Here is a 23,095-nt window from a genome sequence, read left to right on the forward strand (position 1 = left end):
GTTCCGGTCAGTCCGCGGTGGCGCCGCTGGCGCGCACCAGCGGCACCCAGAGCGCCAGCTCGCTCTTCAGGAAGGCGGCGAAATCGGCCGGGCTGTCCTGCGGCAGCGGCGGCAGCTCCATCTCGCGCAGGCGCTGCGCGGTGGCGGGCTCCAGCACCGCGGCGCGCACCGCGCGGTTCATCGCCTGCACGATCGGCGCCGGCGTGCCGGCGGGGGCGAAGACGCCGAACCAGGAATAGGCCTTGTAGCCGGGCAGCCCGGCCTCGGCGGCGGTCGGCACCTCGGGCATCAGCGTCGAATGCTCGTCGGTGGCGATGGCCAGGCAGCGCAGCGCGCCGCTGCGGTGATGCTGGGCGATCAGCGCCGGCGTGTCGAAGCCCACCGCCACCTGGCCCGCCACCAGGTCGTTCAGCATCGGCGCGCTGCCGCGATAGGGGATGTGGGTCGCCTCGGCGCCGATGGCGTTGAGGAAGCTGACCGCGGCGATATGCGCCGAGCCGCCGGCGCCGCCCGTGCCATAGCTGTACTTGCCCGGATTGGCCTTCAGCAGCGCGATGAACTCGGACAGCGTCGCGACGCCGAGCGAGGGGTGCACGGTGATGCAGATCGGCACCAGCACGGTGGCGGCCACGGCGGCGAAGTCGCGCTCCGGGTCGTAGGGCAGCCGCTCCCGGTACAGCCCCACCGCCAGCACATGGGTGGAGATGGTGCCCATCAGGAAGGTGTGGCCGTCGGGCGCCGCCTTGGCCACCGCATCCGAGCCCAGCGTGCCGCCGGCGCCGGCGCGGTTCTCGATGACGATGGGCTGGCCGAGCAGCGCCTGCAGCCGCGGCGCCAGCATGCGGGCCGAGACATCGGTGCTGCCGCCGGCGGCGAAGGGCACCACCATCCGCACCGGGCGGCTCGGCCAGGCTGCGGCGCCCGGCTGGGGCGCGCCCTGGGCGAGGGCCGGCCGCGCCAGGGGCGACAGCCCGGCCAGGGTGGCGGGCAGGGCGAGCAGGGCGCGGCGGCTGGGCATGGCGGCTCCGGGAACAGGCGCGACGATGCTGCGGCGCAACAGAAACCGCGTCAAGCCGGTGGCGGCGCGTCAGCGCAGCGGCAGCAGCCAGGGCACCAGCAGCACCGACAGCGCCATCACCAGCAGTGCCAGCGGCGTGCCGATGCGCAGGAAATCGGCGAAGCGGTAGCGCCCCGGCCCCAGCACCAGCGCGTTCACCGGCGAGGAGACCGGCGTCATGAAGGCGGTGGAGGCGGCCAGCGCCACGATCATGGCAAAGGGCAGGGGGGAGGCGTCCAGCGCCCGCGCCGCGGCGATGGCCACGGGCGCCATCAGCACCGCCGTCGCGGTGTTGGAAATGAACAGCCCGGTCACCGCCGTCAGCGCGAACAGGCAGGCCAGGATGGCATGCGGCCCGGCATCGCCCATCAGCCGCACCAGCCCGTCGGCGGCCAGCGCGATGCCGCCGGTCTTCTGCAGCGCCAGCGAGAAGGGCAGCATGCCGATGATCAGCGCCAGGCTGGGCCAGTGGATGGCGCGATAGGCGGCGTCGAGATCGATGCAGCGCGTCGCCGCCATCAGCGCGCAGCCGATCAGCGCCGCCAGCAGATGCGGCACCAGCCCGCTGACCATCAGCGCCACCATCACCAGCACCGCCAGCAGCGCCTGCGGCGCGCGGTCGGCGGCGGGGGCGGGCTCCTCCAGCTCGGGCGGCAGGTTCAGCAGCAGGAAATCCCGCCCGCCGCGCTGCGAGCGGCGCAGATGCCGCCAGGGCCCGACCAGCAGCAGCGTGTCGCCGGTCTGCAGCACCTGCTCCAGCTGGCCCTGCTGCACCGCCTGCCGCCCCTGGCGCAGCCCGACCACGCTCAGCCCATACTGGTCGCGGAAGCCCGCCTGCAGCACCGAGCGGCCGACCAGCCGGGAATCCGGCGTCACGATCACCTCGGCCAGGCCGAGCGGGCTGGGCTGCGCCACCAGCGCCTCCTGCTCCAGCGGCAGCGCCTCCAGCCCGAGCCCGGCGCAGCGCTCGGCCAGCGCCGCCTCCGGCACCGGCCATTCGGCCAGCAGCACGTCGCCCGGCTGCGGCACCGCCTCGGCCACCGGCTCCAGCCAGGCGCTGCCGAAGCGGCGCGGCCGCTCGATCGCCAGGATGGTCAGCCCATGCAGCTGGCGCAGCCGCAGCGCGCCGAGGCGCTGCCCGGCCAGCGGCGAGCCCGGGCGCAGGCGCAGCCGGCGGGCCCGCGCATCCAGCCCGTAATCCTCGACCAGCCGGGCCAGGCTGGGGCGGCCGCCGCGCGCCAGCTCCGGCGCCGCCGCCCCACCCAGGAAGCGCCGCGCCACCAGCATGTAGAGGATGCCGAGCGCCAGGATCGGCAGGCCGAAGGGGGTCAGGCTGAAGAAGCCGAAGCCGCCGAGCCCCTCGCGCCGCAGCTCGGCATCCACCACCAGGTTGGGGGCGGTGGCCACCAGGGTCAGCATGCCGCTGATCAGCGCGGCGACGCTGAGCGGCATCATCACCCGCCCCGGCGCCAGGCGCAGCCGCGCCGCCGCCCGCAGCGCCACCGGGATGAACAGCGCCACCACCCCGGTCGAGCTCATCACCGAGCCGAGCAGCGCGACGATGCCCATCAGCAGCACGATCAGCCGCGTCTCGCTGCCGCCGGCCGAGCGCACCAGCCAGTCGCCGAGCCGCCGGGCGATGCCGGTGCGCACCAGCCCCTCGCCGATGACGAACAGCGCCGCCACCAGCAGCACGGAGGGGTCGCTGAAGCCGGACAGCGCCTCGGGCAGAGTCAGCACGCCGCTCAGCGGCAGCGCCAGCAGCATCAGCAGCGCCACCGCATCCATGCGCGGCCGGCCCAGGAGGAACAGCAGCACCGACAGGCCGAGCAGCCCCAGCACCAGGGCGAGATCGCCGCTCATGCGCGGCGGGGCCCGGCAAGGCGGGGCGCGACCCGGCCCCGGCCGGGCGGCCGCCTGGCCATCGCCGCCCGCCTCGGCCTGCCGTCCTGCCCAGGGTGCCCCGTCGCCTGCCGCATGCCTGTCTCCCCGCCGGTCCGGGAGGCAGCCTCCCGCATCGCGGCCGGCGGCGCCAGCCCGGGGCGGAGCTGGCCACGGCGGGGTGGGCGCGGCGGTACCTCCTGTTGCGCTCTGTTGCGCAAACTTGCGCTGCACGACAGCGATGACGCCCACGTCATGCCGGCTTCATGCGGCCGGGCCGCCCGGCTTGCCGGGGCTTTCCGCCCTCTGTAGTGCGGTGCAGCAAGAGCCGGCGCCATCGCCGCCGGCCGCAGGCGGGCCGCCCCAGCGCGGCCCGGACGCCGCCGCTGATCCGCCCGCGCCCCGCGCCTGCGGCATCGCCCCGGCCAGGGATGTCCAGGAACGCGACAGGATGCAACCGGGCGGCAGGCCCCCGGCCAGGCGCGCCCGCGCCGCCGGCCGGGGCGCCGCGCCCGCGAGGATGGGACCGAGGATGAGACACACACCGGCAAGCGCCCGGCGGGGCTGGCGGCCCTGCCTGCCGCTCCTGGCCGCGCTGCCCTGGCTGGCCGGCTGCCAGGAGGGCGTGCTGGACCCGAAGGGGCCGATCGGCCTGGCCGAGAAATCGCTGATGCTGACGGCGACCTGGCTGATGCTGCTGGTGGTGGTGCCGGTCATCATCATGACGCTGGCCTTTGCCTGGCGCTACCGCGCCGGCAACAGGGCGGCGCGCTACACGCCGGACTGGGACCATTCGGGGCGGATCGAGGCGGTGGTCTGGGCGGTGCCCTGCGCCATCATCCTGGCGCTGGCGGTGATCACCTGGCGCGCCACGCATCAGCTGGACCCCTATCGCCGCATCGAATCCGGCGTGCCGCCGGTGAATGTCGAGGTCGTCGCGCTCGACTGGAAATGGCTGTTCATCTACCCCGACCAGGGCGTCGCCGCGGTGAACGAGATGGCGCTGCCTGTCGGCACGCCGGTGCATTTCCGCATCACCTCCGGCAGCGTGATGAACTCCTTCTTCATGCCGCAGCTGGGCAGCCAGGTCTATGCGATGGCCGGCATGGTGACGCAGCTCGACCTGCTGGCCGACGCGCCGGGCGATTATGCCGGCCTTTCGGCCAATTACAGCGGCGCCGGCTTCTCCGACATGAAGTTCATCGCGCATGCCTCGGACCGCGCCGGTTTCGACGCCTGGGTGGCGCGGCTGCGCGCCGAGGGCGGCGCGCTGGACGCCGCCGCCTATGAACAATTGTCCAGGCCGAGCGAACGCGCCCCCGTCGCGCATTACAGTCGCGTCACCCCCGATCTCTTCGCCGCGATCCTGCGCCGCAGCGCGCCGGGCGGCATGATGGACCGGCACCTCTCGGCGGCCCCTGCGCCCGCGCATCACGCGGCGCTGGCCGCACCCCAGGAGTAGCGCCATGCTGGGCAAGCTCACCCTCGACGCCATTCCCTATCACGAGCCGATCATCATGGCGGCGGTCGGCATGATGGCGCTGGCCGCGCTGGCGGTCGCGCTGCTGCTGACGCGGCAGCGCCGCTGGGGCTGGCTGTGGTCGGAATGGCTGACCTCGGTCGACCACAAGAATATCGGCATCATGTACATCATCCTGGCCGGGCTGATGCTGCTGCGCGGCTTCGCCGACGCGCTGATGATGCGGCTGCAGCTGGCCCTCGCCTCGGGCGGCGGCGCCGGCTACCTGCCGCCGGAGCATTACGACCAGATCTTCACCGCGCATGGCGTCATCATGATCTTCTTCATGGCGATGCCCTTCATCGTCGGGCTGATGAACCTGGTGGTGCCGCTGCAGATCGGCGCGCGCGACGTGGCCTTCCCCTTCCTCAACAATCTCAGCTTCTGGCTGACCGCGGCGGGGGCCATCCTGGTCAATATCTCGCTCGGCGTCGGCGAGTTCGCGCGCACCGGCTGGCTGGCCTATCCGCCGCTTTCGGGGCTCGACTACAGCCCGGGCGTCGGTGTCGACTATTATCTTTGGGCCTTGCAGATCTCCGGCCTCGGCACGCTGCTGGCCGGGGTGAACATGATCGTCACCATCCTGCAGATGCGCGCGCCGGGCATGACGATGTTCCGCATGCCGATCTTCGCCTGGACCTCGCTCTGCGCCAACATGCTGATCGTCGCCGCCTTCCCGATCCTGACGGTGGTGCTGGCGCTGCTCGGGCTCGACCGTTACGCCGGCACGCATTTCTTCACCAACGAGGCCGGCGGCAACGCCATGATGTACATCAACCTGGTCTGGGCCTGGGGCCATCCGGAGGTGTACATCCTGATCCTGCCGGTCTTCGGCGTGTTCTCCGAGATCGTCTCGACCTTCTCCGCCAAGCGGCTCTTCGGCTACCACGCCATGGTCTGGGCCACGGTCTGCATCACCGTGCTGTCCTTCATCGTCTGGCTGCACCACTTCTTCACCATGGGCTCGGGCGCCAACGTCAATGCCTTCTTCGGCATCACGACGATGATCATCTCGATCCCGACCGGCGTGAAAGTGTTTAATTGGCTGTTCACCATGTATCGCGGCCGGGTGCGCTTCGACACGCCGGTGCTGTGGACCATCGGCTTCATCATCACCTTCGTCATCGGGGGCATGACGGGGGTGCTGATGGCGCTGCCGCCGGTCAGCTTCGTGCTGCACAACAGCCTGTTCCTGATCGCGCATTTCCACAACGCCATCATCGGCGGCGTGGTGTTCGGCTGCTTCGCCGGCTTCACCTACTGGTTCCCGAAGGCCACCGGCTTCCGTCTGCATGAGGGGCTGGGCCGCAAGGCCTTCTGGTGCTGGATCATCGGCTTCTACCTGGCCTTCATGCCGCTCTACATCCTGGGCTTCCTGGGCATGACGCGGCGGCTGAACCATTCCGACAATCCGCTCTGGCAGCCCTATCTGTATGTCGCGGCGCTGGGCGCGCTGGTCATCCTCTGCGGCATCCTGTTCCAGATCGCGCAGATCATCGTCAGCATCCGCCAGCGCGAGAGCCTGCGCGACCTGACCGGCGATCCCTGGGGCGGGCGCACGCTGGAATGGGCCATCGCCTCGCCGCCGCCCTTCTACAATTTCGCCGAGACGCCGCATGTGCGCGACATCGACGCCTATTGGGACATGAAGGCGCAGGGCCTGTCGCCGAAGCGCGAGGATTTCCAGCCGATCCACATGCCGGGCAACACGCCGACCGGCATCGTCATTGGCGGCTTCAGCGTCGTGCTCGGCTTCGCCCTGGTCTGGCACATCTGGTGGATGGCGGCGCTGGGGCTGGCCGGCATGGTGCTCTCCGCCATCACCCATTCCTGGTTCGAGCATCACGGCTATGAGGTGCCGGCCGCGCTGGTCGCCCGCACCGAGACGGCGCATGCGCGGCGCATGCAGGCCGGCCACAGCCTGCAGGAGGCCTGAGCATGTCCGCCCACACTTTCGAGATCGAGCATCTCGGCGCCGAGACGCCGGCGCAGAGCCATTCGGCGGCCGAGGCGCATGCCCATGCCGGGCCGACCGTGGCGCTCGGCTTCTGGATCTATCTGATGAGCGACTGCATCCTCTTCGCGGGGATCTTCGCCACCTATGCGGTGCTCAGCCACGCGACCGCCGGCGGGCCGGATGGCCATGCGCTGTTCGACCTGCCCTATGTCTTCACCGAGACGATGATCCTGCTGGCCAGCAGCATCACCTATGGCATGGGCATGCTGGCGGCGGTGCGCGGCCGCCGGCGGGTGGCGCTGTCCTGGCTGGGGCTGACGGCGCTGCTCGGCCTCGCCTTCCTGGCGATGGAGCTGAACGAGTTCCACCACATGATCGCCGAGGGCGCGGGGCCGGACCGCTCCGCCTTCCTCTCCGCCTTCTTCACCCTGGTGGGCACGCATGGGCTGCATGTCACCGCCGGCCTGCTCTGGCTCGGCGTGCTGATGGCGCAGGTCGCGGTGAAGGGGCTCAGCGACACCAACCTGACGCGGCTGAACTGCCTCAGCATGTTCTGGCACTTCCTCGACGTCATCTGGATCGGTGTCTTCACCATCGTCTATCTGCTGGGAGTTCTCTGAGCATGCTGGCCTCCCGCCACCCGGCCCGCCCGGGCCCCGACCCCGCCGCCGCGCAATCGGCGCATGCGCATGGCGATGCGCTGGGCTATCTGCGCGGCCTGCTCTGGTCGCTGGCGCTGACGGCGCTGCCCTTCGCCATCGTGCTCGGCGGTTGGCTGCCGCGCGACCTTGCGGTGCCCGCCGTGCTGGTCCTCGCCGTGGCGCAGATGGCGGTGCATCTGGTGTATTTCCTGCATCTGCGCACTGCGCCCGGCGAGCGCTGGACCCTGATGGCCTTCCTGTTCACCGCCGTGGTGGTCGGCATCGTGGTGATCGGCTCGCTCTGGGTGATGCAGAATCTCGACGCCAACATGATGCCGGGCATCTAGGCCGCTCAGCCCGGCGGGAAGCCCGCCTCCTCGGCCAGCTCGTCGAGGAAGCGGCGCAGCCTCTGCTGCCGCGCCTGCGCCAGGCGCTGGCCCGCCGCGGTCTGGAAACCCTCGGCCAGGCGCAGCAACTTGGTGTGGAAATGGTCGAGGGCGAAGCGCGTATCCGCCAGCGGGCGCGCGGTGGCCCGCGGATCGGCCGCGTCATACAGCGCGCTGCCCATGCGGCCGGCTGTGTAGAAGCAGCGCGCGATGCCGATGGCGCCGATCGCGTCCAGCCGGTCGGCATCCTGCAGGATGCGCGCCTCCAGGGTCTCCGGGGCGATGCCGGCGGAGAAGCTGTGCGACGCGATCGCATGCGCGGCGGCGGCGCAGCGCGCCGGCGGCCAGCCCTGCGCCGCCAGCAGCGCGGCGCCGCGCTCCGCCGCCAGGCGCGAGGCCATGGCGCGCTGCGGCGAATTCTTCTCCACCGCGACATTGTCATGCAGCAGCACGGCGGCGGCGAGCAGCTCGGCATCGCCGCCCTCCGCCGCCTGGATCGCCCGCGCATTGGCCCAGACGCGCAGCAGATGCGCCATGTCATGCGCCCCGTCATCGCCCTGCGGCAGGGCGGGCAGCAGCGCCGCCGCCAGCGTCTGATGCGGGGCGAAGGCCTGGGCGAGGCGCGGATCGATGGTCATGCCGCAATCTCGGCGCCGCGGCGCCGGCGCGCAAGCCGGGTTCAGCTGGCCAGGAACAGCCCGTAGACCACCATGGCGGCGCCGCCCAGCAGCGCCAGCACCGACCAGGCCAGCATGCCGAGGCCGAGGAAGCTGTGCTGCCCGTCATCCTCGGGGCGCGATGAGAGCCAGCGCGCCAGCAGCAGGTTCAGCGCCGCGCCCAGCAGCAGCCCGAAGCCATTCGCCACATAGACGGCGGGCTGCAGCCCGAGCTGCTCCAGCAGCAGCGGACGCAGGCCGAAGCTGGCCGCCGCCAGGCAGCCCAGCAGGATCACCGCGGATGCCGGACCCCAGCCCGACCATGTCACCAGCATGCTCACCCTCCTTGCTGACAAGGCGGCGGCTTCTGCGCGCCGGGCGACAGGGGGTCAAGCGCACAAAGCCGTGTTGCCGCTTCCGACTCAGCCCAGCCCGTAGAAGCGCCGGGCATTGCCGCCGAGGATCGCGGCGCGCTCGGCCTCGGCGAGCGGGGCCAGCAGCGCGTCGGTCAGCGCCAGCCAGCGCGCATAGGGCGCGGCCAGCTCCAGCACCGGCCAATCGCTGCCCCAGATCAGCCGCTGCGGGCCGAACACCGCCAGCAGATGCGCGACCCAGGGGCGCAGCGTCCCGGCCTCCGCGCCCGGCGGCGCCTCGGTCAGCAGGCCGGAGAGTTTGCAGTGCAGGCCAGGGCAGGCGGCGGCGCGCGCCATGTCGCTGGCCCAGGGCTCGAAGCGCCCGTCGCGGATCGGCGGCTTGGCGGCGTGGTCGATCACCATCGGCAGGTCGGGATGGCGCGCCACCAGCTCCGGCAGCAGGGGCAGGTGATGCGGCAGCACCAGCAGGTCGAGGCGCAGCCCGGCGCGCCGCATCGCCCGCAGCCCTGGCGCGACATCCTCGCGCAGGATCCAGTCGCGCTCGGGGATGTCCTGCAGCATCGGCCGCAGCCCCTTCAGCAGCGGATCGCGCGCCAGCGCCGCGATGCGCGCTTCCGCGTCGGGTGCGGCGAGGTCGGTCCAGCCGACCACACCCCGCACCAGCCCGCCCGAATTGCGGGCCTGGCGCAGCAGGTATTCGGTCTCGGCCTCCGAATCATCGGCCTGCACCAGCAGGGTCGCCGTCACCGGACCCAGAAGCGGCCGCAACTCCTCCAGCGCGACATCGCGCCGCAGCGGCGAATCCGGCGCGATCCAGCCATAGCCGGGGCGCGACAGGTCCCAGATATGGTGATGCGCGTCGACGCGGCTCATGCGATCACGCCCTTGGTCAGCAGCAGATTGCCGTAGAGGCGGCGCTCGCCGGTCTGCACGATGGCATAGGCGCGCTCGGCCTCGGCATAGAAGGCGTGGCGCTCCAGCGGGGCGGGGGGTTTCTGGCCGTGCTGCGCCAGCACGGCGGCGAAGGCCTGCACCGCCTCCGGCACGGCGGCGGCATCGCCCACCACCTGCATGCTGCGCACCGGGTGCTCGATGAAATCATCGATCGGCAGCACGCTGAGGATGGCGCGCAGCACCGCATCGGCCGGCAATCCCGGCAGGCGCAGCAATCGGCGCGCGCGGGCGGCGGCGGGGAAATTCGCGTCGGCCAGCACGATGCTGTCGCCATGGCCCATGGCGCAGAGCATGTGCAGCAGGTCCGGCGTCAGCAGCGGGTCGATGCCCTTCAGCATGGCGGTGTCCTCCCCGGGGCGCGCCGGGCGGCGATCCCGGCGGGCGCAACCCGACCATGGGCCTGGCGTTGTCCCGCCGCAAGCAGGGCAATAAGGCGGCGGCGAACGGCGCCCTCCCGGCAGCGATGACAGAATGACGGAGGCGCCGCGAAAGACCATACTCTGTTCGATGCAGCATCAAGATCAGAAATGCAGCGCCGGCGCGAGCACTTTGCCCGCATGTCGAAGCCTGTATTCTGGTGTGCCCGTGAAAGTACTCGGGTATCGACTGCATTGCTGGGGCAGATGTGAAGGGTCAATTGTGGCAGGAGACTGGACAATTCAGCATCGGCCCTCTATGACCGGTGCCAACTGAGCCGGCGGCTCCACAGATTGTGGCTTTTTCGGGGCGCATCCGGCGCCCGCCGCCTGACCGAAACCCTATGGAGGTGGTGCCGTCCCCGAAGGCGGGCGGCAGGCCAGAGGACGCAATGGAACCCACAACCCCGATGGGCGGCGACGCCCAGCCGCAGGTGAAGATCGCGCTCCGCAACGTCTTCAAAGTCTTTGGCGACCGCCCCGACGCGGCGGTCGAGATGGTCCGGCAGGGCCGCGGCAAGGAAGAGATCCTGGCCGAGACCGGCTGCACGATCGGCGTCCGCGACGCCAGCTTCGACATTCATGCCGGCGAGATCTTCGTCATCATGGGGCTCTCGGGCTCCGGCAAATCCACGCTGCTGCGGCTGATCAACCGGCTGATCGAGCCCTCCGCCGGCAGCATCCTGGTCGATGGCCAGGACATCACCCGCATGTCGCCCGCCGAGCTGATCGCGCTGCGCCGCCGCGACATGAGCATGGTCTTCCAGTCCTTCGCCCTGCTGCCCAATCGCAGCGTGCTCGACAACGCCGCCTTCGGCCTCGAGGTCGCCGGCGTGAAGGAGGCGGAGCGCCACGCCAAGGCGATGGCCGCGCTGGAGGGTGTCGGCCTCGGCGCCTATGCGCAGAGCCGGCCCGAGGAGCTGTCGGGCGGCATGAAGCAGCGCGTCGGCCTCGCCCGCGCCCTGGCGGGCGAGCCCACCGTGCTGCTGATGGACGAGGCCTTCTCCGCCCTCGACCCGCTGATCCGCGCCGAGATGCAGGACGAGCTGCTGCGCCTGCAATCCGAGCACAGCCGCACCATCGTCTTCGTCAGCCATGATCTCGACGAGGCGATGCGCATCGGCGACCGCATCGCCATCATGCAGCATGGCGAGGTGGTGCAGGTCGGCACGCCGGACGAGATCGTGACGAAGCCGGCCAATGACTATGTCCGCTCCTTCTTCCGCAATGTCGATGTCAGCCAGGTGTTCCGCGCCGGCGACATCGCGCGCGAGACGCAGGTGACGCTGATCGAGCGCAAGGGCCTGGCGATCCCGGCGGCGCTGGAGCGCATGCGCCGGCATGATCGCGACATCGCCATCGTGGTCGGCCGCGACAAGCGCTACCACGGCATGGTCAGCGCCGATTCGCTGGCGCGCGCCGCCCGCAGCGGCGAGGCCGACCCGTATCACCGCGCCTTCCTGCCGGAGGTCGAGCCGATCGATGCCGGCGAGACGCTGTCCGAGGTGATGGGCCGTGTGGCGCAGAGCCCCTTTCCCGTGCCGGTGGTGGATGGATCGCGCCGCTATGTCGGCTCGATCAGCAAATCCGCCCTGCTGATGACGCTGGACCGCTCGGGCAACTGAGCCCGCCCACCGCACAAGGACCATCTTCATGCTGGATCTCGACCTGCGTGTCGGCGAGCTCGCCGACAGCGCCGTCAACTACGTCCTTGACCATTTCACCCCGGCGCTGGACGGTTTTGCCAGCGCCATCGGGCTGGTCACCGGCGCGCTGCGCGACCTGCTGACCGGCCTGCCGGAGCCGGCGGTCATCGCCGTCATCGCCCTGCTGGCGCTGTGGCGCGTGGGCTGGAAATTCGCCCTCTTCGCGCTGGCCGCGCTGCTGCTGATCGACGGCATGGGCCTCTGGGCCCGCATGATGGAGACGCTGTCGCTGGTGCTGGCCGCGACCGGCTTCGCCATCCTGGTCGGCGTGCCGCTCGGCATCGCCATGGCGCGCAGCGACTGGGTGCAGGCCGTGGCGCGCCCCGTGCTCGACCTGATGCAGACCATGCCGGCCTTCGTCTACCTGATCCCGGCGGCGATGTTCTTCGGCCTCGGCGCCGTGCCGGGCACCATCGCGACGGTCATCTTCGCCATGCCGCCGGTGGTGCGGCTGACCAATCTCGGCCTGCGCCAGGTGCATTCGGAATTCATCGAGGCCGGCCTCGCCTTCGGCTGCACGCCGACGCAGCTGCTGCTGAAGGTGCAGATCCCGAATGCGCTGCCCTCGATCATGGCGGGCATCAACCAGACCATCATGCTGTCGCTGTCGATGGTCGTCATCGCCTCGATGATCGGCGCCGGGGGCCTCGGCAACACGGTGCTGACCGGCATCCAGCGCCTCGATGTCGGCACCGGCTTCGAGGGCGGCCTGGCCGTGGTGGTGCTGGCGGTGCTGCTGGACCGCATCACCCAGAGCTTCGGCCAGGGCCGCGCCGGCCTCGGCGCCGGGCTGCGCCAGCTCCTCGGCAGCCGCGCCGCGGCGCCGCAGGCCGAGGCGCATGCCCCCGACCCGGCCGGCGAACCCCGCCGCGCCTGATCGCTGAATCCGCCCAGGGCTGGGCACCGGCTGCGCCTCGCGCGGCCGGGCGCCCGCCCTGCGCCCTCCTCCCTCCGTTTCACAGAAGCCTGTCCACGAAAGGATCCCGCATGATCGGCAAGCGCACGCTGCTCGGCCTGACCGCGACCGCCCTGACCAGCACCGCCCTCGGCCTCTCCGCCCCGCGCATCGCCCGCGCCGCCGGCACGGTGAAGTTCGGCTTCGCCCCCTGGGCGGATGCCGAGTTCATCACCCGCCTCGCCGCCAGGCTGACCGAGCAGCGCCTGGAGACCAAGGTGGAGCTGGTGCAGACCGATGTCGCGCCGCTCTACCAGGGGCTGCTGCGCGGCGATGTCGACGCCATGCTGATGTGCTGGCTGCCGCAGACCCATGCCGATTACTGGACCCGCGTCGAGGGCAAGGTCGAGCGGCTCGGCGTGCTCTACAGCGGCGCGCGGCTGGGCTGGGTGGTGCCGGCCTATGTGCCGGAGGCCGAGCTGGGCTCGATCGCCGACCTGGCCAAGGCCGATGTGCGCGGCAAGCTCGGCGGCCGCATCCAGGGCATCGAGCCCGGCGCCGGCCTGACCCGCCTGTCGCGCAAGACGATCGAGGAATACGGCCTCGACTACACGCTGCAGGAATCCAGCGAGGCCGCCATGCTCAGCATGGTCGAGCGCGCCATGCGCCGCGAGAACTGGGTGGTGGCCACCGCCTGGAGCCCGCACTGGATGTTCGGCAAGCATGAGCTGCGCTACCTGGCCGACCCGAAGGGCACGCTGGGCGGGCAGGAGGAGGTGCTGGCGCTGGGCAAGCCGGGCCTGGCCGAGCAGCAGCCGCAGCTGGCGCGCTTCCTCTCCCGCCTGAACATGCCGCTGGCCGAGCTGGAGGCGGCCATGCTGGTGGCGCAGGAAAAGAGCCCGGACGCGGCGGTGGAGGCCTATATCGGCGAGCATGGCTCGCGCATCGATGGCTGGTTCCGCGCCTGACCGCCTGACCCGCCCGGGCGCCGCGGCTTGAGCGGCGCCCGGTTCGGCCGCACACTCCGGGACGGAAAACGTCCTGGAGTTCGGCATGACCCTGTTGCACGGCCTGAAGGGGCGGCTGCGCCTGCCGCTGATCGGCTCGCCCCTGTTCATCGTCTCGGTGCCGGAGCTGGTGGTGGCGCAATGCTGCGCCGGCGTCATCGGCAGCATGCCCTCGCTGAATGCGCGCCCGGTCGAGCAGCTCGACGAATGGCTCTCCGAGATCCGCGCGCGGCTGGCCGCGCATGACGCGGCGCATCCTGACCGTCCCGCGGCGCCCTTCGCCATCAACCTGATCGTGCACCGCTCCAACGACCGGCTGGAGCAGGATCTCGCGCTTTGCGTGAAGCATCGCGTGCCGCTGGTCATCACCTCGCTCGGCGCCCGGCCGGAGGTGTTCGCGGCGGTGCAGGGCTATGGCGGCCATGTGCTGCACGACGTCATCAACCAGGATTTCGCGCACAAGGCGGTGGAGAAGGGGGCGGACGGGCTGGTGCTGGTCGCCGCCGGCGCCGGCGGCCATGCCGGCACGCAAAGCCCCTTTGCCCTGCTGCAGGAAACCCGGCGCTGGTTCGACGGGCCGCTGGCCCTGTCGGGCGCCATCGCCAGCGGCCGCGGCATCCTGGCGGCGGAGGCGATGGGCGCCGATTTCGCCTATATGGGCAGCGCCTTCATCGCGACGGAGGAAGCGCGCGCCGTGCCCGACTACAAGCAGATGCTGGTGGAGGCGGGCGCGGGCGACATCGTCCTACACCAACCTGATCACCGGCGTGCATGGCAACTACCTGAAGCCCTCGCTGCGCCGCGCCGGGCTGGACCCGGACAATTTGCCCGCCTCCGACCCCAGCGCCATGGATTTCGGCAGCGACCGCAAGAAGCGCTGGAAGGAGATCTGGGGCGCGGGGCAGAGCGTGTCCGGCATCGACGCGGTGCGCCCGGCCGCCGCGCTGGTGGACAGGCTGCACGCGGAATACTGGGCGGCGCGGCGCGCCCTCGGCGCGGCCTCGCCCCTGCTCAACCCGGCCTGGACGCCGGCGGGCTGACCGCCCGCCGGCTTTTTTTCCGGTTGGCGGCCTGAACGCCCGCCGGCTTTTTGTCCGGTTGGCGGGCCGATGGCACGCCGGACGGCGCCCCGGCCCGACCCCGCCGCGTCAGGCGAGGTCGGCCAGGGTGATCGGCAGGTCGCGCACCCGCTTGCCGGTCGCGTGGAACACCGCATTGGCGATGGCGGCGGCGACACCGACAATGCCGAGCTCGCCCACCCCCTTGCCGCCCAGCGCCGAGGCGTGCAGATCCGGCTCGCCCACCGAGATGGCCTGGATCGGCGGGATATCGGCCTGGGTGGGCAGCAGGTAATCGGCGAAATTGCCATTCACCACCCGCCCATGCCGCCGGTCGACGATGCCGCCCTCCAGCAGCGCCTGGCCGATGCCCATCACCACGCCGCCCTTGATCTGGCTTTCCGCCAGGCGCGGATTGTAGAGCAGCCCGCTATCGAAGGCGGTGACGATGCGGCGCAGCCGGATGCTGCCCAGCGCCTCATCCACCGCCAGCTCGACGAAATGCGCGCACCAGCTGTGCATCGAATGCTCGCCATCGGTGGAGGAGCGCATCGCCGAGACGGTGGTGAAGGCGCGGTGCCGGTCCTCCGGCTGCAGCCCGTTCTCCGCCAGCGTGTCGCGCAGCGCCTCCACCCGGTCGCGCCCGGTCAGCGCCAGCAGCTCGGCCACCGGCAGCGGCGGCGCCTCGCCGCGCAGCGGCACCAGCAGGCCGTCGGTGACGGAGAGGGTGTTGGCGATGCCGCGCAGCGGTGAGCGCGGATCGCTCAGCGCCAGGCCGATCAGCTCGTCCCGCGCCGCGCGCGCCGCCTTGTCCACCGCCCCCGTCATCAGCCCGGCCATCTGCGAGCCGCCGGTGACGGGCGCGCGCGGCAGGGTGGAATCGCCCAGCGTCACCCGCACCCGCGACAGCGGCAGGCCGAAGACCGAGGCGGCGGTCTGCGCCAGGATGGTGTAGGCGCCGGTGCCCATGTCGCTGGTGCTGCTGGCGACCTCGACGCCGCCATCGGCCAGGATGCGCACCATCGCCTCGCCGGGGCTGCGCTTCACCGGATAGGTGCCGGCCGCCATGCCCCAGCCGATGCGCTGCACGCCGTCGCGCATGGCGCCCGGCCGCGGGTCGCGGCGCGACCAGCCGAAGGCCTCGGCGCCCGCCGCATAGGCCTCGCGCAGCCGGCGGCTGGACCAGGGCTGGCCGGAATGCGGGTCGCGCTCCGGCTCGTTGCGCAGCCGCAGCTCCAGCGGGTCGAGGCCCAGCGCATGGGCCAGCTCGTCCATCGCGCATTCCAGCGCGAAGGCCGAGGGATTCTCGCCCGGCGCGCGCTTGGCGGACGGTGTCACCGTATGCGCCGGCACCAGGCGCTGCTCGCTGCTGATATTCGGCACCGCATACATCAGCGCCGTCACCGCGTTCAGCGGCTCGACCCAGCCGCCCTGCTGCGAGGTCTCCTGCCAGCCGCGCTGGCGGATCGCCAGCAGCCTTCCCTCGGCATCGGCGCCGAGCTCCAGGCGCTGCCGCGTCGCCGCCCGTCCGCCATAGCCGGTGAAGGTCTGCGGCCGGGTCAGCGCCAGCTTCACCGGGCGGCCCAGCAGCCGCGCCGCCTGGGCGGTGATGGCGCCATGCGGCAGGGCGATGGCCTTGCTGCCGAAGCCGCCGCCGATGAAGGGGGAGACGATGCGGACCTGGTCGAATTCCAGCCCGAACCATTCGGCGTAGTTGCGCGCCATGCCGTCCAGCCACTGGCTGGGCTCCCACAGCGTCAGCCGGTCGCCCTCCCAGCGGGCGATCAGCCCATGCGGTTCGATCGGCGCCTGGTATTCGCGCGGCGTGCGGTATTCGGCGGCGATGCGCACCGCGGCCTGCGCCAGCGCCGCGGCGGCGTCGCCGCGCTCGATGGTCAGCGGCGGCAGGGGCGGCCCGGCCTCGGCGCCCGGCGCCTCGTAATCGGCGATGGCCGGCGCCGCGTCATACTCGATGCGCAGCAGGGCGGCGGCCTCGGTCGCCTGCTCCAGCGTCTCCGCCACCACCAGCGCCACCTGCTGGCCGGCATGGCGGATGACGGGGTCGAGGGCGCGGTATTCGCTGGCCGTGGTCGGCGCCCCGGTCCAGCTGGCGGCGGGGCGCAGCGGCGGGGTGTTCTGCGGCGTCAGCACCAGCAGCACGCCGGGCGCGATCCTGGCCGCCTCCGCATCCACCCGGCGCACCCGGCCGGCGGCGATGCTGGCGGTGGCCAGCGCGCCATAGGCCAGCCCTTCCACCGGCTGGTCCAGCGCGTAGCGCGCCTGGCCGCGGATCTTCGCCTCGCCATCGATGCGCGGCGGGCGGCCGCCAATGCCGTCCCCGGCATCGCCGCGCTGTCCGGCGGGGGGCTGCGGCATCATGCCGGCGCCTCCTGCAGCAGCTGCTCCAGGGCGCGGTGCACCAGGCGGGGCGCCAGCGCCAGCTTGTGGCGGTTGTCCTCGCGCGGCGCGGCGCCGCGCATGGCGAGCGCGCTCGCCTCGCGCAGCAGGGCCGGTGTCGGCGCCGCGCCGATCAGCGCCGCCTCCACCGCGCGCAGCCGCCAGGGGATGGTGGCGACGCCGCCCAGCGCCAGGCGCAGCTCGGCGATGCGGCCATCGGCGCCCAGCGCCAGCCCGGCGGCGACGCTGATGCTGGCGAATTCATAGGAGGCGCGGTCGCGCAGCTTCAGATAGGTGGAGCGGCGCGCGGCGGCGCTGTCGGGCAGGCAGATGGCGGTGATGACCTCGCCCGGTTCGAGGGCGAATTCGCGCTGCGGCGTGTCGCCGGGCAGCAGGAAGAAATCGCCCACCGGCATCCAGCGCGTGCCGGTCTCGATCACCGCGTCGAAGGCGGCCAGCGCCACGGCGAAATCGCCCGGATAGGTGGCGATGCAGGCCTCGCTGCCGCCGAGCAGCGCATGGCCGCCCGTCGCCCCCTGCTGCGCCGCGCAGCCGCTGCCCGGATTGCGCTTGTTGCACTCTGCGAAATTCACCGGGTCGCGGTAATAGGCGCAGCGGGTCTTCTGCAGCAGGTTGCCGCCCAGCGTCGCCATGTTGCGGATCTGCGCCGAGGCCGAGAGCGCCAGCGCCTCGGCCGCCGCCGGGCAGGCGGCGCGCAGCGCGGGGTGGCGGGCGGCGCGCGCCATGCGCACCAGCGCGCCCAGATGCAGCCCGCCCTCCTCGGCGCGGATATCCTCCAGCCCGGGCAGGCGGGTGATGTCGGCGACACGCTCCGGCCGCTCGACACGGCATTTCGCCAGGTCCAGCAGGGTGGTGCCGCCGGCCAGCAGCGCCGTGCCGGGGGCGGCGGCGTAATGCCGCGCCTCGTCCAGGGTGGCGGCGCGGTGATAGGTGAAGTCCCTCATCGCGCGGGCTCCTCTCGCAGGGTGGCGGCGGCGCGCTGCACCGCGGCCAGGATGTTGGGATAGGCGCCGCAGCGGCAGAGATTGCCGGACATGTATTCGCGGATCTCCGCGGCGGAGCCGGCATGGCCCTCGCGGATGCAGGCGACGGCGGACATGATCTGGCCCGGCGTGCAGAAGCCGCACTGGAAGGCGTCCTCCGCCAGGAAGGCGGCCTGCACCGCGTGCAGCGTGCCATCCGGCCCGGCCAGCCCCTCGATGGTGGTGACCGGCAGCCCCTCCGCCTGGCGGGCGAGGGTCAGGCAGGCGAGCACGCGCACGCCATCGACATGCACGGTGCAGGCGCCGCACTGGCCGTGGTCGCAGCCCTTCTTGGCGCCGGTCAGCCGCAGATGCTCGCGCAGCGCGTCGAGCAGGGTGGTACGATCCTCGGCCGACACCATGTAATCCTCGCCGTTCACGGTGAGGGCGATGGCGCCGCCGGGTTTCGCGGTGTGATCCTCCCGAAGGCGGGGCAGGGGCATGACAGGCTCTCCCGTTGGGCGGATAATCGGGGTAAGGCAGTAAACGGAGGATGCCTCCGTTTTCTACAATCGGGATCCGGGAGGGTCCGGTCAAGGGGAGAGTCGTGCCTGTGATGGAGGATGCGGTGGTGACGGATGGCGTTCCGGATGCGAAAAAGGCGACTGGCGCGCTGCGTGCCGATGCCCGCCGCAACCGCGCCCGCCTGCTGGACGCCGCCCGCGCCCTGCTGGCCGAACAGGGCGTCGCCGCCCCGCTGGAGGCCGTGGCGCGCCGCGCCGGGGTCGGCATCGGCACGCTCTACCGGCATTTCCCGACGCGCGAGGCGCTGGTCGAGGCGCTCTACCGAGATGAGCTGGACGCCATGCTGGAGGCCGGCGCGCGGCTCTCCGCCAGCCTGCCGCCGGAGGAGGCGCTGGCGCAGTTCCTGCAGCGCAGCCTGGACTACATGGCCACCAAGCGCGGCCTGGGCGATGCGCTGCGCCAGGTGATGCAGGCGCAGCCCGAGCTGATGCACGCCGCCAAGGCCAGCTTCCCCGACATCGTCGCGCGGCTGGTGGAGCAGGGCGTCGCCGCCGGAAGGCTGCGCCCGGATGCCGAGGCGGAGGATGTGATGCAGACCCTGTTCGGCCTGTACAACGCGCCTTCGGGGCCGGATTGGCGGCGCCGCGCCGGGCGCATCATCGGCCTGCTGGTGGAGGGCATGCGCAGCCGCCCGCCCGCCGCCGCCCCCGAAGGGGCGTGAACGCGACGGTGAATTGGGCCCGCCGCCCCCGCATGCTAGAGCGGCGGGCCTTGCAGGAGACCCGCCCGCCATGCCCCGTCCGCCGCTCGCCCCCGCCTGTCTGGCGCTTCTCCTCGGCCTTGCCGCGCCGGTGGTGTCGCAGGCCCAGGCGCCGGTGCTGAGCCCGGCGGGCGAGGGGGCGGAGACCCAGCGGCTGATCGAGCAGCTGCGGCCGCGCACCCGCGGCATCCGCCTGCCCTCCGGCGAGGACGCCGTGGCGGCCCCGGCCGGCCGCCCCGGCGACGACCCCGCTGCCGCCGCCGCGCCGGCCGCGCCGCCGCCGACGGCCGAGGGGCCCGCCCTGGCCGGCAATGCCGCCGTGCCGCCGCCGCGCCCCGGCACGCCGGAGACGCCGCGCCTGACCACCGCGCCGCCGGAGGTGCCCGCGGTGTCGATCACCGTGCATTTCGCCACCGGCTCCGCCACCCTCTCGCCCGATGCGGTGAAGGCGCTGGCGCCGCTCGGCCGCGCGCTGAACAGCGAGGCGCTCGGCCCCTATCGCTTCCGCATCGAGGGCCATACCGACACGGTGGGGTCGGAGGCGCTGAACCAGTCGCTCTCCGGCCGCCGCGCCCTGGCGGTGCGCGAGCTGCTGGTGCGGCAATTCGGCGTGAACCCGGCGCGGCTGGAGGCGGTGGGCTATGGCCAGACCCAGCTTCTGGTGCCGACGCCCGACCAGGTGCCGGAGCCGCGCAACCGCCGGGTGCAGGTGCTGAACCTCGGCGGCTGAGCCGCGTCCGGCCGTGCCGCCCAAGCCTTCGGGGCCAGCAGGGCCCCGCATTGCGCCGCCGGACGACACCGTCCGCCTGCCACCGCCGCCCAGCCCCTGGCCGGGGCCGCGGCGGGAGGGCGAGACCGGGCTGTGGCCGGCCGCGCGCCTGCCGGCGCCGCGCCGCCGCCGCAGCGCCGGGCCCTGGCTGATCGGGCTCGGGCTGCTGGGCGGGCTCGGCCTGGCCGGCGCCGCGCTGGTCGGGCTGCCGGGCCGGCATGACGGCGCGCCGCGCCCGGCGGGGCAGGCCATGGCGCCCGCAGCCCCGGCCCCCGCAGCGCCCACCCCTGAAGCCCAGCCCCCGCAGGCCGCGCCTGCCGCGCCGCCCGCCACCGCGCCCGCCCCGGCCACGCCCGCACCGCCTGCCGCCCTGCCGGAACCGCCGCCGCCGATCCTGACCCTGCCGCTGGAGCAGGGCGGCCCGCTGCGGCCGCCGGCCGTGCTGCCCGACATCCCGCTGCTGGACGAGGCCGGCATCGCCGCGCACCGGGCCACGGCGCCGCGCCTGCTGCGCTTGGCCGAGAATCCGCGCATCTTCGTGCTGGATTTCCCCGACCTCGCCAGCCAGGGCGCCGCGCTGAACCGCATCGCCGCGCTGGTGGAGAAGGCCGGCGCGCCGCGCGACCGCGTGCTGGCCGAGGCCGAGCTGCGCGCCCTGCTGGCCCGCACCGGGCAGCGCGCCGAGAGCTATTATTACGGCCATGACTATCGCGGCAGCGACGTGGCGCGCTTCCTGGCGCTGGCGGCGCGCGACGGCGTGCCGCTGAACCCGGGTGAGCAATGGGTGGCCGAGCAATATGCGCTGGCCCGCCGGGCCGAGCCGGTGGGGGAGATCGCGCTGCTCTCCATCGTCGCGCCGGGCGGGCCGGTGGACATGGCGGCGCGCCGCACCACGCTGCGGCACGAGATCGGCCATGGCCACGACTTCACCCTGCCCTTCTACGCCGCCCATGTGCGGCGCGTCTGGCAGGAGCAGCTGGTGGAGGCGGAGCGCGACGCCTTCCGCCGCTTCCTCGGCCGCGAGGGCTACGACACCCGCAATGACGACCTGATGGCCAGCGAGATGCAGGCCTATCTGCTGTTCACCCCCGATCGCCGCTTCTTCCGCGCCGGCCTGCTCGGGCTGGGCGAGGCGCAGCTCGAGAATCTGCGCGAGACGCTGCGCGCCGGCGCCTTCTTCGAGGGCCTGCCGCTGGCGGCGGCGCCGGAGGCCGCCGCGCGCTGAACACAGCGGGCCTCAGCGGCGCGGCGCCACCGTGACCACCAGCGGGCGGATCTCGGCCCGGCCGCCCTCCTGGCGCAGCCGCTGCAGCGATTGCTGCGCCAGGGCGGTGAACTCGGCGATCGGCTGCACCACCGGGCGCCCGGCCGGGAAGACCGGGCGGTCGGAGGTGATGACCAGCAGCAGATCGGTGCCGAAGGGCTCCTCCACCACCCAGCCCGGGAAGCCGGGGCCGGGATCGCCCTTGCGCAGCCGGGCGCCGGCAGCCTGCGCCTCGGGCGGCTGCAGCTGCACCACCTGGCCGTCGGTCGTCAGGTAGATCAGCTCCAGATAGGAGGGCGCCTGCGGCATGACGATGTCGAGCCGCAGCAGGTCGCCCTGCAGCAGCGGCGTGCCGCCATCGCGGCGCAGCACCGGGGCCGCGCCGGGCGGCGCCAGGAAGGGCGCCAGCACCGGCGCCAGCGGGCAATAGGGGCCGATGAATTCCTGCAGCTCGAGCCGCACCGCGCCGGCGGGCAGGCCGGCGCGCTGCAGCGAGGCGGCCAGGCTGGCGCTCTCGCCGCGCCGCACCGCGCCGCCCAGCACGCCGCCCTGATCGCCGGCGCTGCCGGAGACCAGCGCGCAGGAGGAGGCGGCCAGCGCCTGCCGCATGGCCGCGGCGATGCCGGCCGCGCCGGAGGGCGCCGCCGGGGTGGCGGGCGGCTCGCCGCCCGGGCGGCCGGGCGGCAGCGCATCCGGTGAGGGCGCCAGATCCGGCACGGCGAAGCCGGGCAGGGAAGGGCCTGGCTGCGGCCGGCCCTGCGGCGCGCCACCACCCGGAGCCGCCGGTGCCGCCTGGCCCGGGCCGGGCTCGGGCGAGAGGCCCGGCCGGCCCTCCGGCATCCAGCCGCCCGGCGGCAGTGAGGGCGGCGGCGTTTCGGGCTGGGCCGGCGCGGCCTGCTGCGGCGACGCCCCCGGCGTTGTGGGGGGCGCAGGGGGCGGTGCAGGGGGCCTCGGGGCGGGCGCGGCTTCGGGCGGGCGCGTCTCGGGCGGGGCGCGTCTCGGGCGTCGGGGGCTGGGCGGCGGCCGGCGGCTCGTTGCCGGGGCGCGGGCGCTGGGTGTCCTCCAGGCGCTGGGTCTCGCCGGGCTCGGCCGGGGGCTTCTTGGGCGGGCGGGCGGTCCCGTCGGCGGGCGGTTGCGGCGCTGGCGGTTGCGGCCGGGCCTCTCCGCCCGGCGACGGGGTGTCCGGGCGGGGGGCGGGCGGGTCGGCGGGGCGCTGCGGCGCCGGGCTGGCGCCGCCCTGGGGATCCCGTGGAGCCGCGTCCGGGTTCTCCCGCCGGCCCTCGCCCGGCGCGCTGGCCGGCGGGTCGGCCGGCCTGTCCGGCGGCGGCGGCGTGGCGGGGCGGCCGCCTTCGGCCGTGGCCGGCGGCGAGGCGTCGCTGGGCTGCGGCGCGCGCTCCGGCTGCGGGCCGCCCTGGGCCTGGGGCGGCGTGGCGTCGCCCGGGGCGCCCTGCGGGGCCGGCCCGCCAGCTTCCGGCGCCGCGCCGCCGGCCGGCGGCGTGCCGCCCTGCGCGGCCTGGCCGCCCGCCTCTTCGGGCCGGTCGGGCCTGGGGGTGCCGCCCTGGCTGGTGTCGGTCTGGCCCGCGGGGGGTTGGCCCGTGCCGGATCGATCGGGGCCGGGCTGGCCATTGCCGGCCTGGCCTGTTCCAGCCTGGCCTGTTCCGGACTGTCCTGTTCCGGACTGGCCCGCTCCGGATTGCGCCATATCGGTCCGCCCGGCGGCCGGGTCGCCCACCGGGCCGCGCGGCCAGAGCCACCAGGCACCGGCGCCGCCGCCCACCAGCGCCAGCAGGGCCAGGGCCGGCAGCCAGGCGGGGACACGCCGCTTCGCCGCGGCCGGCGCCGGGCCCGGGGCGCGCGGGCCGGGCCGGGCGGGGGCGGCGCCGACCAGCG

21 protein-coding genes are annotated in these 23,095 nt (G+C 73.4%); 11 read left to right on the forward strand and 10 right to left on the reverse strand.

Features of this window, described 5'->3' with window-relative positions:
* Positions 1-7: 7 nt before the first annotated feature.
* Both QE401_RS01480 and QE401_RS01485 read right to left on the reverse strand, forming a co-directional pair.
* Positions 8-1,018: a Bug family tripartite tricarboxylate transporter substrate binding protein gene (locus tag QE401_RS01480; protein WP_307136483.1), complete on the reverse strand. Its 1,011-nt coding sequence runs from the start codon at positions 1,016-1,018 to the stop codon at positions 8-10.
* 69 nt (positions 1,019-1,087) lie between these two features.
* Positions 1,088-2,920 carry an SLC13 family permease gene (locus QE401_RS01485; RefSeq protein ID WP_307136484.1) on the reverse strand — a complete coding sequence of 611 codons (1,833 nt, stop codon included), beginning with the start codon at positions 2,918-2,920 and terminating at the stop codon, positions 1,088-1,090.
* 550 nt (positions 2,921-3,470) lie between these two features.
* On the opposite strand from QE401_RS01485, the gene cyoA reads away from it, so the two are divergent.
* From cyoA to cyoD, 4 genes are read left to right on the forward strand one after another with little or no spacing between them, the layout of a single operon-like run.
* Positions 3,471-4,400, forward strand: coding sequence for a ubiquinol oxidase subunit II (gene cyoA, locus QE401_RS01490; RefSeq protein ID WP_307136485.1), 930 nt, complete (start codon positions 3,471-3,473; stop codon positions 4,398-4,400).
* Positions 4,401-4,404: 4 nt separating this feature from the next.
* Positions 4,405-6,393, forward strand: a complete 1,989-nt coding sequence (gene cyoB / locus QE401_RS01495) for a cytochrome o ubiquinol oxidase subunit I (protein ID WP_307136486.1) — start codon at positions 4,405-4,407, stop codon at positions 6,391-6,393.
* A 2-nt stretch (positions 6,394-6,395) separates the two neighbouring features.
* Complete coding sequence (gene cyoC, locus QE401_RS01500; protein WP_307136487.1) at positions 6,396-7,034, forward strand: cytochrome o ubiquinol oxidase subunit III; 639 nt, start codon at positions 6,396-6,398, stop codon at positions 7,032-7,034.
* A 2-nt stretch (positions 7,035-7,036) separates the two neighbouring features.
* The gene (cyoD, locus tag QE401_RS01505; protein ID WP_307136488.1) at positions 7,037-7,402 is read left to right on the forward strand and encodes a cytochrome o ubiquinol oxidase subunit IV; all 366 of its coding nucleotides are present in this window, start codon (positions 7,037-7,039) and stop codon (positions 7,400-7,402) included.
* 5 nt (positions 7,403-7,407) lie between these two features.
* Here cyoD and QE401_RS01510 read toward each other — a convergent pair whose 3' ends face one another.
* The 4 genes from QE401_RS01510 to QE401_RS01525 form a co-directional block, all read right to left on the reverse strand.
* Positions 7,408-8,079, reverse strand: coding sequence for an HD domain-containing protein (locus QE401_RS01510; RefSeq protein ID WP_307136489.1), 672 nt, complete (start codon positions 8,077-8,079; stop codon positions 7,408-7,410).
* Between the two features lie 41 nt (positions 8,080-8,120).
* The gene (locus QE401_RS01515) at positions 8,121-8,432 is read right to left on the reverse strand and encodes a hypothetical protein (RefSeq protein ID WP_307136490.1); all 312 of its coding nucleotides are present in this window, start codon (positions 8,430-8,432) and stop codon (positions 8,121-8,123) included.
* 87 nt (positions 8,433-8,519) lie between these two features.
* Entirely contained in the window at positions 8,520-9,344 is an 825-nt protein-coding gene (locus QE401_RS01520; protein WP_307136491.1) for an amidohydrolase family protein, read from the reverse strand.
* Entirely contained in the window at positions 9,341-9,763 is a 423-nt protein-coding gene (locus QE401_RS01525; RefSeq protein ID WP_307136492.1) for an RbsD/FucU family protein, read from the reverse strand. Before QE401_RS01525 ends, QE401_RS01520 begins: the two co-directional genes overlap by 4 nt.
* Positions 9,764-10,233: 470 nt before the next feature.
* Between QE401_RS01525 and proV the strand changes: the two genes are divergently transcribed.
* The 4 genes from proV (at position 10,234) to QE401_RS01545 (ending at position 14,524) form a co-directional block, all read left to right on the forward strand.
* The gene (gene proV / locus QE401_RS01530) at positions 10,234-11,466 is read left to right on the forward strand and encodes a glycine betaine/L-proline ABC transporter ATP-binding protein ProV (protein WP_307136493.1); all 1,233 of its coding nucleotides are present in this window, start codon (positions 10,234-10,236) and stop codon (positions 11,464-11,466) included.
* Between the two features lie 28 nt (positions 11,467-11,494).
* Positions 11,495-12,424 (forward strand): ABC transporter permease, encoded by a 930-nt coding sequence (locus QE401_RS01535; protein WP_307136494.1) that lies wholly within the window; start codon positions 11,495-11,497, stop codon positions 12,422-12,424.
* Positions 12,425-12,534: 110 nt separating this feature from the next.
* The gene (locus tag QE401_RS01540; protein WP_307136495.1) at positions 12,535-13,410 is read left to right on the forward strand and encodes a glycine betaine ABC transporter substrate-binding protein; all 876 of its coding nucleotides are present in this window, start codon (positions 12,535-12,537) and stop codon (positions 13,408-13,410) included.
* An 85-nt stretch (positions 13,411-13,495) separates the two neighbouring features.
* Positions 13,496-14,524 carry an NAD(P)H-dependent flavin oxidoreductase gene (locus QE401_RS01545; RefSeq protein ID WP_307136496.1) on the forward strand — a complete coding sequence of 343 codons (1,029 nt, stop codon included), beginning with the start codon at positions 13,496-13,498 and terminating at the stop codon, positions 14,522-14,524.
* Between the two features lie 73 nt (positions 14,525-14,597).
* Here the strand turns inward: QE401_RS01545 and QE401_RS01550 are convergent, their stop codons facing one another.
* Genes QE401_RS01550 through QE401_RS01560 form a run of 3 tightly spaced genes read right to left on the reverse strand, consistent with a single transcriptional unit; the run spans position 14,598 to position 18,390 of the window.
* Positions 14,598-16,886: a xanthine dehydrogenase family protein molybdopterin-binding subunit gene (locus QE401_RS01550; RefSeq protein ID WP_307136497.1), complete on the reverse strand. Its 2,289-nt coding sequence runs from the start codon at positions 16,884-16,886 to the stop codon at positions 14,598-14,600.
* Entirely contained in the window at positions 16,883-17,869 is a 987-nt protein-coding gene (locus tag QE401_RS01555) for an FAD binding domain-containing protein (protein WP_307136498.1), read from the reverse strand. Before QE401_RS01555 ends, QE401_RS01550 begins: the two co-directional genes overlap by 4 nt.
* The gene (locus tag QE401_RS01560; protein WP_307136499.1) at positions 17,866-18,390 is read right to left on the reverse strand and encodes a (2Fe-2S)-binding protein; all 525 of its coding nucleotides are present in this window, start codon (positions 18,388-18,390) and stop codon (positions 17,866-17,868) included. The genes QE401_RS01555 and QE401_RS01560 overlap by 4 nt, the downstream gene beginning before the upstream one ends.
* A gap of 113 nt (positions 18,391-18,503) precedes the next feature.
* Between QE401_RS01560 and QE401_RS01565 the strand changes: the two genes are divergently transcribed.
* The 3 genes from QE401_RS01565 (at position 18,504) to QE401_RS01575 (ending at position 21,166) form a co-directional block, all read left to right on the forward strand.
* Positions 18,504-19,133: a TetR/AcrR family transcriptional regulator gene (locus QE401_RS01565; protein ID WP_307136740.1), complete on the forward strand. Its 630-nt coding sequence runs from the start codon at positions 18,504-18,506 to the stop codon at positions 19,131-19,133.
* 70 nt (positions 19,134-19,203) lie between these two features.
* Positions 19,204-19,902 carry an OmpA family protein gene (locus QE401_RS01570; RefSeq protein WP_307136500.1) on the forward strand — a complete coding sequence of 233 codons (699 nt, stop codon included), beginning with the start codon at positions 19,204-19,206 and terminating at the stop codon, positions 19,900-19,902.
* A gap of 13 nt (positions 19,903-19,915) precedes the next feature.
* The gene (locus tag QE401_RS01575) at positions 19,916-21,166 is read left to right on the forward strand and encodes a hypothetical protein (protein WP_307136501.1); all 1,251 of its coding nucleotides are present in this window, start codon (positions 19,916-19,918) and stop codon (positions 21,164-21,166) included.
* A gap of 12 nt (positions 21,167-21,178) precedes the next feature.
* Here QE401_RS01575 and QE401_RS01580 read toward each other — a convergent pair whose 3' ends face one another.
* On the reverse strand, positions 21,179-22,045 hold the full coding sequence (locus QE401_RS01580; RefSeq protein WP_307136502.1) for a hypothetical protein: 867 nt from the start codon (positions 22,043-22,045) through the stop codon (positions 21,179-21,181).
* Between the last annotated feature and the right edge of the window lie 1,050 nt (positions 22,046-23,095).

Origin of the sequence: Pseudoroseomonas cervicalis (assembly GCF_030818485.1) — a bacterium.
Taxonomy (GTDB): Bacteria; Pseudomonadota; Alphaproteobacteria; order Acetobacterales; family Acetobacteraceae; genus Pseudoroseomonas; species Pseudoroseomonas cervicalis_A.